Genomic DNA, 13,138 nt, shown 5'->3' on the forward strand with positions numbered 1-13,138 from the left:
AACATTGACGCCACCGGGTAACGCCTCACACCGCCCCACAGTGGCAACAACTCCCTCCTCCCGGGCCACTCTCTCGGCTGCAAGAATAAATTCTGCCGCACCAACCAAAGCATCACGCCGCATGTTCATCGGCACGGTGCCTGCGTGACCTGCATGACCAACCAGTTCAATATCAACGCGGCGAGCACCAGCGATGGCTGTAACCACCCCCAAGGGTTCGTCCCGTTGTTCAAGCACAGGCCCCTGTTCGATGTGTAGTTCCAGATAGCCCAGTAAGCCCTGCGGCGAACGGGCTGCCTCACCAATTCTGGCCGGGTTCAAACCGAACCGTTCGAAGGCCGAGTACAAAGAGACGCCTTCTGCGTCAGTCAACTCCCACCAAGAATCCTGCCAAGTGCCGGCGACCGCGCGGCTACCCAACAAGGTGGTGCCAAAACGCGCGCCCTCCTCATCACCAAAACCGACGATATCAATATGGAAAGGCAGTCGTACCTTGGCCGCTCGCAATTGCTCGACGGCGGAAAGTGCGGTCAGCACTCCCAGCATACCGTCGTAGCGACCAGCATTGGGCACAGTGTCCAAATGGGAACCCACAATCAACGCTTGGGTCGCAGCCGGATCGGCTGCGGCGTAGCGGCCCCACAGATTGCCGGCGGCATCCTCCCAAGTCTCCAGACCCGCTGCTCTCATCCATCCCGCCACCTTATCGTTGGCCTTACGGTGTTCAGGTGTCAGATAAAAACGGCTTAGGCAGTCAGGATCCGAACTAATGCCAGCCAATTCGTCACAGCGGGTCATCAGGCGAGCGGCCGGCTCGGCCAGAGCCGCTTCCGAGAGATTCAGATCGACGCTCATACGACGCCCTCCTCGGTGTATATTTCCAGCGCACAATCGGTTCCGGCACCAGCGGTAAGTGTGTGACCACACCGGCGAAGCACAGCCTCCAGCGACGCCAGAGTCTGCAGTACGGCGTCTTTACGGGCGTTATAGCCCATGGTGCCAATACGCCAGATTTTGCCGTGCAAAGGACCAAAAGAGGTACCGATTTCGATACCGAAATCGTTCAGCATGGCTTGGCGTACCGGCTCCCCGGGAATGCCATCGGGGATATAAATACCCACGACGTTGTGCATTTTGTTCGCCTGGTCGCCGAACAGCCTGAGGTTCATGGCGGCCAGGCCCTCGGCCATTGCGAGGCCGTGAATGCGGTGGCGCTCGATGGCCGCCTTGATGCCCTCCTCGAGCAGAATGCGGGCGCACTCGCGGGCGCCGTAGAGCATGGTGGTGGCTTCGGTGTGATGGTTGAGCCGCTCCTCGCCCCAGTAATCCATGATCATGCCCAGATCGAAATAGTTTGAGGGAATGCGCGGGCCCTGGCCGTCCCGGTGGTGTTCACTGCGAATCCCCGCCTCCACATGTTTGCGGCGGCGAATGACGTCCACGGCTCTTCGGCTCAGCGTCAGGGGCGCGCTGCCCGACGGTCCGCAGAGGCATTTCTGCAGGCCGACCGATACCGCATCCAGGCCCCAGTCATCAGTGCGGAAAGGGTTACCCCCGATGGAGGCGGTGGCGTCGGAGTAGAACAGGACACCGTGCTCACGACAGATGGCTCCCAGCTCTTCGAGCGGCTGGAGCATGGTGGTGGAGGTGTCCCCCTGCACCACGGCGAGCACTTTGGGCTGTACCCTGCGGATGGCGGTTTCAATCTCCTCCGGGGTAAAAACCTGGCCCCACGCCGTCTCAAGGGTGTGCACCTCGGCCCCACAGCGCTCGGCAATCTCGGTGAGCAGGTGGCCGAAGCGGCCGAAGATGGGCACCAGCACCTTGTCCCCAGGCTCGAGCAACGACACCAGCACCGCCTCGATGCCCGCGCGTGAGGTGCCGTCCACCAGAAAGGTCCATTCGTTGTCGGTCTCGAAAACCGCCCGGTACAGGGCCATGGTTTCGTTCATGCACCGGGTCATGGCAGGGTCGTACTGGCCCACCAACTGCGCGGACATGGCGCGCAATACGCGCGGGTCCACAGTAATCGGGCCCGGGCCCATCAACAGGCGCGGGGGAGGGGAGAAGGGCCGCATCAGATTGGAGGCGGGTTGAAGAGTTTCGGACATATCACACTCCCAGGGTCTGCATCAGCATGCGCGCGCCGCTGATGCACAGAAAAATGGCGAACACGCGTTTGAGCCAGAGCGCGTCCAGTTTGGAACCCAGCCATGTACCGACCGGCGCCAGCAGCACCGTGAGCGGCACAATGGCGGCGAAGCCGGCGAGGTTAACCAGCCCGACCATGCCGGCGGGGGCACCCGCGGGCGTCTGGGCCAGCAGCATCGCGGTGGCACCCGGCAGGGCGATCAGAAGGCCGAAGAAAGCGGCGGTGCCCACGGCCCGGTGCGGGGCGACGTTACAGGCTGTGAGCATGGGTACGCCCAGGGTGCCCCCACCGATACCGATCATCACCGAGAAGTAGCCGATGGCGCCGGCCATTACCCCCTGCCCCGGCAGGCCGGGAAGCGACTCGGACACTGGCGGCGCCTTGGGGCGAAAGAGCATATTGGCGGCCACCAGGAGGGCGATAACGCCAAACACACCGCTGATGACCCGGCCGTTGACTACCAGGGCCGTGGCGCTCCCGCCAATGACGCCGAACACCATAAAAGGCCACCAGCGCTTGATCAGCGCCCAGTCGACGTTGCCCCGCCGATGGTGGGCGCGAACCGAGGAAAGACTGGTGGGTACGATCACCAGGAGGGAGGTGCCGGTCGCCACTCGAATGGCTACGTCGGGGTCGACGCCCAGGCCCTGCAATACGAAATACAGCACCGGCACGATGACAATGCCGCCGCCCACTCCGAGCAGGCCGGCAAGAACGCCGGCGAGCGCTCCGGTGGCAAGCATGGCGAGAATCGTGGGCAGCCATTCATTTAAAAAGGCACTCAAGCGGGGGCCCTCCCTACCAATCCGGCGCCATCGCTGCGCGGGTCGCTGGCGGCGATGACCGGGCCGCCATTGAGCGCGACCACCGCGCCGGCGTGCCCCATCATTTCACTGTGCGACGGCACGGTGCGGGTCCGATGTCCCATGCGGGCCAACTCATCCCCCACCCGATCCGCCAGGTCGGCTTCCAGTTTGAGATCATCATCGGTCTCGCCCCAGGTTCGGCCCAACAGCCAGCGACCACGATTGATGGCTTCGTCCAGGGGCAGGCCGTCGTACCAGTAGCGGGTCAACAGCGCCGCCTGGGTCTGCGGCTGGCCTTCCCCGCCCATGGAGCCGTAGGCCATGCGTCGGCCATCGTTGAACAGGGCCAACGCGGGGTTGAGCGTGTGCAGAGGGCGGGCGCCCGGGCGCAGGGCGTTGTGATGATCCGGGTCCAGCCGGAAACTCAGGCCCCGGTTGTTCCACACCAGGCCGGTGCCGGGAATCACCACCCCGGAGCCGAACTCCCAGTAGAGACTCTGGATAAAACTGACCATGGTGCCGCGCCGATCCACGCAGCCCATCCAGACGGTGTCGCCCGGCTCGGCGACACGGGGCCAGGGCGAGGCAGTATCGCCAACGCGCCCCGCCAACTCGTCCAGCGTCTGGTCCGCCAGCCACAACTGGCCGAGTTGACGCATGTAGCGGGGGTCGGCAATTTCCCGGTCCCGGATCAAGAACGCCTGCTTGGTGGCTTCCACCAGGGTATGAATTTTCTGCGCTTCGGACCAGTCGTCCCGATAGAGCCGGTCATAGAGCGCCAGGATGATCAGCGAGGCCAGCCCCTGGGTGGGCGCCGGCAGGTTGTAACATTCGCCGAAGCGGGTGGTGACCGACAGCGGCCTCACCAGCTTGGCGTGGTAGTTCTCGAAATCCGACAGGCGCAACGGGCTGCCCGCCGCTTCCAGCGCGGCCGCGAGCTCCCCGGCGATCTCGCCCCGATAAAAGCTTTTCAGTCCCTGGCGGGCGAGGCGGTCGAGAAAATCCCCCAGCTCCGGGTTGCGCAGCGTATCACCCACCTTGAGCGGCGCTCCCTTTCGGGTAAAGAGCCACTGGTATTCGGTTTCCGCCTGAAGTTCGGTCGACACCTTGCGGCTGGCGGCGGCCAGAGACTCGGTGACCGGAACCCCCTCACGCGCCAGAGTGGCGGCCGGCGCCAGTAGCTCTTTCAGCGGCTTCAGGTGACGGGTTTCGCCGATCAGCTCCCGGGCCCGCTGCCAGCCGGCCAGGGTACCGGCCATGGTCAGGGTCGACGGAGCCCCGCGCGGAGGTATGGCCTCCAGCCCCTGTTCCCGGTAGTAACCAATGCTGGCCCGCTCCGCGGCGGTACCGCAGGCGTCGATGGCCCGGGGGGCGTGGCCCGGTTCGTGAATCAGCCAGAAGCCGTCACCGGCCAGGCTGTTCATATGGGGGTAGAGCACACTGATGGCGGCGGCCCCCGCGATCATGGCATCCACCGCGTTGCCGCCCTCTTCCAGCACTTTCAGGCCGATGTTCGCCGCCTCGCGGTGGGGAGCGCTGAACGCCACTTCAGTCATGAGTGGTTCTCCGTCAGGGTGTGTGCCAGTTCGAGCAGCACTTTGTCGTGCCGATGCGCGCCCAGCAGCGAGACGCCCATGGGCGCCCCGTCGCGGGAGAGCACCGGCAGGTGCAACTGCGGCAGACTGCACAGCCCCGCCGGAGCCGTCAGGCCCATCAATTGGCTGCGATAGACCGCGATCCGGTCACTGGCGGCGTCAAGCCTTGGAGCGGGCCCGGGCGTGGTGGGCATCAGCACCGCTTCCACGCCTTCAAACCAACGGGCGATGGTGGCGCACAGTGGCGCCCGGTCGCGCTCGGCGGCGAGCTCATCGGCCTCGGTCAAACCCCGACTCCATTGCAGGCGCGCCTGTATGTCCGGGGCGAACACCGGTTTGCGCTCGGTGATCCAGCGGCCGTGGGTGCGCCAGATTTCCCGCCCCTGCAGCGTTCGGAAACACTCGCTGGCGTGGTTGAGCCAATCCCCGTTCACGTCAATTCGCCGTAGAATCACCGCCGAAGTGCCGAGGGACTGAAGCCAGGCATCATGCTCTTCGCGCCAGAGCGGTTGATCGCCCTGCTCCGGCACCAGTACCGCCAGCGTGATCGGGCCGCTGGCGGTTCGGCTCGGCATATCCTCCGGCAGCAGAACCTCGCCGACCCGCCTGAGCAAGGCAAGGGTGTTCGTCATCCAGCCCACGGTGTCGAAGCGCGGGGCCAGTGGCACGGTCTCCTCCAGACTCAGCTCGCCGTGGGTGGGCCTCAGACCGAACAGGCCGTTGTAGCTCGCGGGCACACGGATGGAACCCCCCGTGTCGGTGCCCAGCCCGATGTCCGCCTCGCCAGCGGCCACCACCACGGCGGAACCGGAACTGGAGCCGCCGGGCAGGCGATTCTTGGCTTTTGGGTTCATGGGCGTGCCGTAATGAATGTTCTGACCATTGAGGCTGTAGGCCAACTCATCGGTCAGGGTTTTGCCCACCAGTTCGGCGCCGGCGTTCAACAGTTGCTCGACCACCGGTGCGGTGCGGGTGGGCAGCGGATGGCTGGCGAGCCAGTCCGGGTTGCCGGCGCCCGTGGGCAGACCGGCGATATGGAACAGGTCCTTGACCGCCAGCCGCAGCCCCGACAGAGGACCGCCGCCAACGGTGGGGACGACCCGTTTTTCGGGCCGCCAAGTATACGCACGCAGGTCCATAGGCATCAGGGCAGATCAGCCACCGAAGGAATGCGGTCCTGGTAAGTATCCCAGTTGGTCAGAATTTCCTCCATCACTTCAGAGCCGACGATGTAGGCACTTTCGAGCGCCGCATCCAGCCCGGCGTAACCGTCATTTTCCGCCAGCAGATTGTCGACCGCGGTCACGCCCGGAGGCGGCATGGTGTAGTTACTGCCAGTGCGCAGTACCATGACCCGGTCTTTATCCACTTTGCCCAGATTGTCCAACAGGCTCAGGGACAGAAAGGTCCCGGTATCTTCCATGGCGGAGGTCACGAACTCCCCTTTGCCATCGGTCCAGTAGTCGACCCACTTATTGGCCCAGTCGTTGAGAATTTCACCGTGCCAGAAGCGCATGGCCGCCAGTTGGTCACCCTTGAGAACGAACGGCGGCTTCTGCGCGTTGGGGTGGTCGGTGTACATGGAGCGGGTCTCCTCCAGCCCTTCCATATCCGGTAGCTCGGCGTCTTTGGTCAGTTCAAAAGCCCAATTGAACAACTCGGAATTCAGCTGCAACATTTCAAACGTGGGTTCGGGTTTGTTCGGGTCGTAAGGCTTGCGCGTATGACGGGGAAAAATACCGATCTCCCAATCCTCCGGCACCTCCCGCATATCGATCTGGTGCCCAAGGTCGCCATCGACCAGGTACTCGGCCCAGGCGGCCGAACCAATGGAGGCATCCTCCGGGTCGATCCCGGCGATACCCGCCACCAGCCAGTAGGCGTCGGTCAGGTCAAAGCGCGGATCCATGCCCAGCGCCATGGCGGTACCGGCGGAATAGGCGGTGCCGATGCCGGTAATGATGCCGAGTACGCCGGTTTCTTCGTTCAGGTAAATGTCGTGCGGTGAGTTCTTGAACGGCAGAACGGTGTCGAGGTCGGCGCGCTCTTTCCACAACTGGAACTCACCCGCCTGGTCGCCTTCCACATCGCCAATTTCAAACATGGAAACCACCACGAATTTGATTTTGATCGGCTCGGGCGCCTTGGTGGCCTGCTGGGCACAACCGCCGAGCAGTAGCGCGCACAACAAACCGGTCACAGAGAGTTTAGTCAATTTCAACATGAAGTCAGTCCTGTTTCTTTTGGGAAGTCATTTCGGGGTGGTTGATCAAACCGTCGGACACGCGGGGCTTGCCTTTGAGTTTGGCGATGGCGGGCAGCGAGGCCAGTACGATATCGAGGCTCAGCGGATTGACGCGCGGGTAGAGCTCCTCCATCAGGGAAAAGTCCCAGTCGGCCCGCCCCTCGGCCGGATTGGAAATGACACCGAGGGCGGCGTAGTTGATTCCGAGCATTCGGGAATAGGCCATTTCCGAGGCGAGGTTCATGGTGACAATGTCACCGCCCATGCGGGCCATCATTTCCACTTCCGCTACGGTTTCAAACCGGCCGCCCCGACTCTGTAGAACCGTGCCGCCGTCGTGAATGCTGATGTCCTGGTAGTCCGGATTATCCAGAATGGCCTTGCGGGTTTCCTCGAGCAGGATGTCGCGAATGTCAGTATCCACCGCCGGTACAAAGCGAGGCAGTGGAATGGCGTCCGGGTCCCGATACACTTCGTGGGGAATGCTGATGGGCCGGTCGATATTAAGGTCGATGAAGTCATCCACCAGAATGTAGTCGTACACCTCCATGCTGCGGTTGATGGCACCGGCGGTGGCTCCACCGATTGCTTCCTCGACACCCAGGTCGTACAACGCCACCCAGGTTTCCAGCCACTTGCCCTCACCGTGGGCGTGAATGTAGTAGAACGGAATGCCCTTGTGCTCGGCATAGTAGATGGTGGGTGACTGCCCCACCTTGGTATCAATCGTGAACTCGGACTGAATCAGACCGTCGCGATGAAAAATGATGTCGTTCAAAAAAGTGCCACCCAGTATGGCGATGCGGGCCTTGGGTTGGGCTGCACCGGCCATACCGGCGGCCAACACGAAGAACGTGAGAACGACGAAGCGAAACGGTCGGAATAATGTGTGGAACATGATTGTAACTCCAGATATTTAGAGCGTATGCTCAGCTGTTGTTTCGGCTCTGCCAACGACTTTGACGACGAAGGCCTTCTGCGTATTTAAGCCAGCCGTTGGCTTGCTCCCGAGTATCATCGTAGGCGCGTGCCTCGCGCAGAGCGTTCAGCCCCGCTTCAAAATTTTCCTGTTCAGTGAGAGCGATACCCAAGGTCAACCAGACCTGTCCGGGCTTTTTCAGGGGCCGTTGTTGCGCGCTTTCCAGCGCCGCGACGGCGTCGGCCCAACGGGCCTGCTCCACGCGGATGTTGGCAATGCGCAGGTAAGGGTCACCCTCGCCCGTAGCTTCGGCCAACGCTTGCAAGGCGGCCACAGCTTTGTCGTATTCACGGGCACTGTTCCAGGCGTTGACCCATAACCCGAGGAAGGTCTCATCGCGCGGGACCAGCTCCTGTTCGAGCGCTGCTTCCAGAAAACGACCGGCACGATCGGGAATGCCTTCGGCAATGGCCAATTGCACCAGTGAGCGTACGGAGCTTTCCTTTTCCAGTACCCCGTTGCGCCAGGCGAGCTGCAGGCTGGCCAGCGCCTTTCCTTCCTGTTCCAGCATCAGGTAGACACTGGCCAACTGTTCCCAGTACTGGGACTTTTCCGGCCAGTGGCCAGCGGCGCCCTTCAGAAAGCGGGCGGCTTTGTCGTACTCCTCCAACTGGAAGCTGGCGGCAATCAGCAGTTGGTACCAGCTCTCCTGAGGCTCGTCAGTCATGGTGACCGCCTGCTCAGCGAACGGAATCGCATCGGCGTAGCGCTCGGTCTGCGCCAGCAGGTTGGCCATGAACATCAGTTGTTGCGGTTTGGGTTCTTCGAGGGTTTCGAACCACACCTGAGCAAAACGGATGGCCTCGTCAAATTGCTCCTGCGCGGCGTAAAGCTGGGCCACCATGTAGCCAAGCTCCACCTTCATTTGCTCCGGCAGCTTTCCGATATCCAGGCTCGCGCGCATCAATTCCAGCGCCTCAGAATGGTTATCCCGGGTAAGCTCAGCGTAGCCGAGCATCTGCAGCACCATGGCCAGGTCCATGGTGTCCGGGTCTACCTCCTCACGCAGCTCCCAAAGTTCTGTCAACGCTTCTTCGGTTTTCTCTTCCGCCATCAACTCCTGAATGTCGGTCAGCTTGTTGTAAGTGCTGCCACTCAGGGAGTCGTCTTGAGCAACGGCAAGAGCGCTGCACCCTATAAGAAGCGTCACTGTTAGGGGTCGGCGAATACGACGCAGACAGTTTGCAATAACAGTACTCATGTCGGTCAGTCTCTCAGCGTAAATTCGATCGTTTGGCGTGCCTGCTGGGGCTGAGCTTCACCGTCCACCATTTTCGGGCGGAAGCGCCAGCGCTGCATGGCCTGGACCGCGGCCTGGTCAAACAAGCGCGGAGGGTTCGACTCAACCACTTCGACATTGGAGACGGTTCCGTCCGCGCGAATCTGTACGTGCATCGTGACGTAACCTTCCAGCTTGGCCTGACGGGCGCGCTGCGGATAGTTCGGTGGAATTCTCACCGTGGGAATCACATCCGAATCAAAGCCCCCCATACCGGTGCCACCACTTCCGGACAGGCCCGCCATATTGGGCCCACCGCCGGTCTGCAAGGGCATATCCATACTCGGCATGTCCATCGACAGCGCGTTCTGGTTCTGCACCTGATTGTCTTCCACCGCGGCCGTGGGAGTTTCCGGTGGCGTATCCGGCTCCGGAGGTTCCTCGGGAGTGCGCCGGTCTTTGGTTTCCACCTTTTCCTCTGCCGCATCGATGCGAACGAAGTTCAAAGCGGGCTGATCACCACTGCCATCGGCGAACCGACCCTCGGTGGCGATCAGCACCTGCATGCCGATAAAGATCAGCAGGCCAAGCAGCGCCGCCGCGCCCAAACTTACCGAATATTTCACCCACATCAGTTATTCTCCGACGCCACCGATACCGATTCGGCTCCGGCAAGCCGGGCCTGGTCCATCACCTGAATCAAGGTGTCCGTATTGGAGTCGCGGTCGGCAACAATGATGACCGCCGCCCCCGGACTTTCCGCCAGACCGCGCTCTACGTTAGCGCGGATCGCGCGCTTGTCGATCTGACGCTTGTCCATAAACACCTGGTTGGAGGCGTCGATGCCAATCTGAATGCTGTTGGCTTCTGCCTGCATGGCGGTGTCCGCCTGGGGCCGAGTGACATCGACGCCCGCCTCTTTGACAAAAGTCGAAGTGACGATAAAGAAAATCAGCATGATGAACACCACATCGAGCATGGGTGTCATGTCGATATCGTTGTCGTCGTCTTCGTTCATGAAAAACTGGTTATCACTCATAGCAACCTCGGTGGCCTGTCATTCTTCGCGCGACATGGCGGTGTGTAACCGCCGCCGTTCGCGCTGGTAGCGACGGTTCAACTCCGTCGCAAAAGGGATGGCGAGAATCGCCACCACCATGCCCGCCATGGTGGGAATGGTGGCGGCACTGACGCCGTCCGCCATGGCACGCGGGTTTCCTGAACCCATGTACGCCATCACATCGAAGACCTGGATCATGCCGGTCACGGTGCCGAGCAACCCGAGCATGGGCAGCAAGGCAATCAACGCGGTGATCAGCTTCAGGTTGCGTAACATCGAGCACTCCACCTCGGAGAACAGCTGGCGGCGCTTTTGCTGGTTAAACCAGCGCGACCCGCTGTGGACCTCCCGCCAATGGTCGAGCTGGCCGGACCGGTTCTCCGGCAATTCGCGCAGAAAGAACCAGTAGCGCTCGACGATCAGGCACCAGAGCCAGACGGTGACGGCCAGAATGACCCAAAGCACATCACCACCGGCATCCAGGAAGTCGCTCAGTTTGGATAAGACTTCCATCTTGGCCTCCGCTTAGGCTTTGGTCTTGGCGATGTCGACCGCTTTATCGGCGATCATGCCCGAGGCCTGCTCACCAATCATCTTGCTCAGCTGCTGCACGCGGCTGCTGAGCAGGCTGCTGGAGAGCAACAGCGGAATGGCGACCACCAGGCCAAGCACGGTGGTAATCAGCGCCTGGGAGATACCGCCGGCCATCAGTTTGGGATCGCCGGTGCCGAACAGGGTGATTGCCTGGAAGGTACCGATCATGCCGGTGACCGTGCCGAGCAGACCCATCAGCGGGGCAATGGCGGCAAGCACTTTGATGATCGACAGGCCCCGGCGAAGCTCGGCAAGGTCCTTGAAGATGACCTCTTCCAGTTTTTTACTGAGCGCATCGAGATCGTTCAGGTGCTTGTTCTCGTAGTAGGCCTGCATCATCCGACCCAGAGGGTTGTCGTTTTCGGCGTGTTCCATATCTTTGAGCTGACGACGCATGCGCTTGGACACCCGCGCCAGTTTGATCAAGCGCTCGATCACAATCAGCATGCCAATGATGCCCACCACAATGATGGCGTAGCCTACTTCCTTACCCTGCTGAACCCGCTCGCCCAGACTGGGGGATTGCACCAGCAGACCGAGCAGAGAACCGCGTGAGGGATCGAGCGCGAACGGCACGGTGGTATCCCCCGCAGCGGAGTACAGATCTTCCGCAGAGGAGCGGACCGAACCCGAAGGCTGACGCGGCAGTTCCACCAGCTCCTGCGTGGAGGATTCGTAATCGAGGTAGGTGTCGTCTGTGATGACGTTAAAGGTACCGACCCTGACGACCGGGGCACTGTAGGTTTCACCCGAGGCCTGAACCACGTCGCTGTCGAACCGGCTGACGTTTCCTGACTCGGCAATTTCCTGCAACATGACCGACCAGAGTTCCTGCATTTCCGGAATAGTCGGCACCTCCTCGGCTTCCGCCAACCGTTCAATGGTGTCCAGGCGATCGGGAAATTCCGCCGAGACGATGGAATCGAAAAAGATGGACTGCATATCACCGGCTACCTGCCGGAACACGCCGAACAGTTCTCCGAGATTCCCTACCCGTCGGTCGAGTTGTTCGGTCAGGTCCGAGAGTACTGTCTCGTTCTCGTCGAACACGGTTTTCATTTCTTCCCGGCGACGCTCCTCGGCGGCCAATTGGGCCTTCACGTCTTCGAGCATCTGCTCGCGTTCATTGGCGCGGGCCAGAAACTCCTGCTCCCGGGTGCTGTTGTAGGCCGCCTCGGCACGGGCATCCGCACTGACTTTCTGGTACAGCGCTTCGAGCGAATCCTGAGCCAGAATGGGCGCTGAGAACATAACAGCCAGTGCTACAAACGCCCATCCCTTAAACGGTCGAATCATTGCTTTCATAGGATTTCCTCACTGCTCCGGCGCGTTGATGGGAAGCGTTAGTAGTTCGGGCGGCGCCTGTTTGCGGGCGACCCGAAGGCCGTCGCGGATGGCGGTACGATAACCCGCATCAAGCGCTTCCCAGCTGTCACGTTCGCTGTTCCAGCGGCCTACCCGGTTGCCGTCGATGGTTTGGTAGTAGAGCCCGACACGGCCTATACGCAGAAACTCCACTTTGCGCGCTTCACCATCCATCACCAGATCGCCCCGATAAGCTTCAATGGTTCGGCCATACTCTACCTCCACCTGATAGGCTTCCAGGATACGCCGATACTTTTCGCCGGCACTGACGTCGGCCCTATCAATCAACTCACTCAGATTGGCGACACGCTCTTCCCGTTCGCTCTGAAGGAAAGGGACATCAGAGGCGACCACCTCCGATAGCGTTTCGGTCATTTCCAGCATGAGCGGTAGCGCCCCGGTTTCAATATCGTCAATGGTCTCGATCTGATTGCGGATGCTCTGCATTTCCGTGTTCTGGGATTGAATCAGCTTATCCATCTGCTGGTTGTAGATCTTAAGACTCTCCAGACGACGGGAGGCCGTACGAAATTTCTGAAAATCGCTTTTTGCCTGATCGTCCATTTGATCAATCCGCTCCTGGCTGGCGGCGCCGTCACGGTCCATTTGCTCCTGGCGAGCCATGCTGTCATCGACGGCCAGTGCAGGCACTGTCGATACCGACAGAGCGGCCAGAAGCAGTGAATTACGAAGTCGCATAATTAACCTCTATCTAATTCGGGGCCGGCAACACCGGCCCTTTAAGCTCACGATCGCCGTTAGAACTTGTAAGCCAGACTGACGGAGTAGTGGCGCGGCAACTCCGGCAACACGATGGTGCTACCGAACAGATCCGGGAAGTTGGCCCGAAAGTAGCGCTCGTCGGTCAGGTTTTTCACTTGGGCACTAACGCTCCAACTGTCGTTGCTATAGCTCAGGCCGGCATTTAGCAATGTGTAGGAGGGCAGTTCCACAGCACGCGAAAAGCTGCTGTAAGTGGAGTCGGAGTGGACCGCGCTGGCCGTGAAACGATAGCCATCAGCGAACTCATAGGCACCGGTCAAGCTGTAGGTGTTCTCCGGAATCCCCGCCTTGCGAGCTTCCTCTTCCGAACCGACCAATGTGAGGCCCTGCATGACATAGC

At 61.1% G+C, this 13,138-nt stretch carries 14 protein-coding genes; all 14 read right to left on the reverse strand.

Annotated features, from left to right (window positions below; all coding sequences use genetic code 11):
• Window positions 1-855: Zn-dependent hydrolase (locus B3520_RS00890; RefSeq protein ID WP_286875114.1), on the reverse strand; the 855-nt coding region annotated here is incomplete at its 3' end.
• A complete protein-coding gene (locus B3520_RS00895) occupies window positions 852-2,111 on the reverse strand; it encodes a pyridoxal-phosphate-dependent aminotransferase family protein (protein ID WP_286807017.1) in 1,260 nt (419 codons plus the stop codon). The genes B3520_RS00895 and B3520_RS00890, both read right to left, overlap by 4 nt.
• A 1-nt stretch (window position 2,112) precedes the next feature.
• On the reverse strand, window positions 2,113-2,895 hold the full coding sequence (locus B3520_RS00900) for a sulfite exporter TauE/SafE family protein (protein ID WP_339618556.1): 783 nt from the start codon (window positions 2,893-2,895) through the stop codon (window positions 2,113-2,115).
• Between the two features lie 38 nt (window positions 2,896-2,933).
• Window positions 2,934-4,514, reverse strand: coding sequence for a gamma-glutamyltransferase family protein (locus tag B3520_RS00905; protein ID WP_286807020.1), 1,581 nt, complete (start codon window positions 4,512-4,514; stop codon window positions 2,934-2,936).
• Complete coding sequence (locus B3520_RS00910; RefSeq protein WP_286807021.1) at window positions 4,511-5,692, reverse strand: amidase; 1,182 nt, start codon at window positions 5,690-5,692, stop codon at window positions 4,511-4,513. The genes B3520_RS00905 and B3520_RS00910 overlap by 4 nt, the downstream gene beginning before the upstream one ends.
• Before the next feature lie 5 nt (window positions 5,693-5,697).
• Window positions 5,698-6,777 carry a purine nucleoside permease gene (locus B3520_RS00915; protein ID WP_286807022.1) on the reverse strand — a complete coding sequence of 360 codons (1,080 nt, stop codon included), beginning with the start codon at window positions 6,775-6,777 and terminating at the stop codon, window positions 5,698-5,700.
• A 4-nt stretch (window positions 6,778-6,781) separates the two neighbouring features.
• The gene (locus tag B3520_RS00920) at window positions 6,782-7,696 is read right to left on the reverse strand and encodes a hypothetical protein (protein ID WP_286807023.1); all 915 of its coding nucleotides are present in this window, start codon (window positions 7,694-7,696) and stop codon (window positions 6,782-6,784) included.
• A 31-nt stretch (window positions 7,697-7,727) separates the two neighbouring features.
• Window positions 7,728-8,978 carry a tetratricopeptide repeat protein gene (locus tag B3520_RS00925; protein WP_286807024.1) on the reverse strand — a complete coding sequence of 417 codons (1,251 nt, stop codon included), beginning with the start codon at window positions 8,976-8,978 and terminating at the stop codon, window positions 7,728-7,730.
• Window positions 8,979-8,983: 5 nt separating this feature from the next.
• The gene (locus B3520_RS00930; RefSeq protein WP_286807025.1) at window positions 8,984-9,628 is read right to left on the reverse strand and encodes an energy transducer TonB; all 645 of its coding nucleotides are present in this window, start codon (window positions 9,626-9,628) and stop codon (window positions 8,984-8,986) included.
• The gene (locus B3520_RS00935; protein ID WP_286807026.1) at window positions 9,628-10,035 is read right to left on the reverse strand and encodes an ExbD/TolR family protein; all 408 of its coding nucleotides are present in this window, start codon (window positions 10,033-10,035) and stop codon (window positions 9,628-9,630) included. Before B3520_RS00935 ends, B3520_RS00930 begins: the two co-directional genes overlap by 1 nt.
• 18 nt (window positions 10,036-10,053) lie before the next feature.
• Complete coding sequence (locus B3520_RS00940) at window positions 10,054-10,569, reverse strand: MotA/TolQ/ExbB proton channel family protein (RefSeq protein WP_286807027.1); 516 nt, start codon at window positions 10,567-10,569, stop codon at window positions 10,054-10,056.
• A 12-nt stretch (window positions 10,570-10,581) separates the two neighbouring features.
• Entirely contained in the window at window positions 10,582-11,955 is a 1,374-nt protein-coding gene (locus B3520_RS00945) for a MotA/TolQ/ExbB proton channel family protein (protein WP_286875116.1), read from the reverse strand.
• A gap of 9 nt (window positions 11,956-11,964) precedes the next feature.
• Window positions 11,965-12,714, reverse strand: coding sequence for a DUF3450 domain-containing protein (locus tag B3520_RS00950; protein WP_286807029.1), 750 nt, complete (start codon window positions 12,712-12,714; stop codon window positions 11,965-11,967).
• Window positions 12,715-12,773: 59 nt separating this feature from the next.
• Window positions 12,774-13,138, reverse strand: a 365-nt coding sequence (locus B3520_RS00955; protein WP_286875118.1) for a TonB-dependent receptor domain-containing protein, incomplete at its 5' end; no start/stop codon positions are given.

This window comes from Marinimicrobium sp. UBA4509, from assembly GCF_002388575.1.
GTDB lineage: Bacteria > Pseudomonadota > Gammaproteobacteria > Pseudomonadales > Cellvibrionaceae > Marinimicrobium > Marinimicrobium koreense.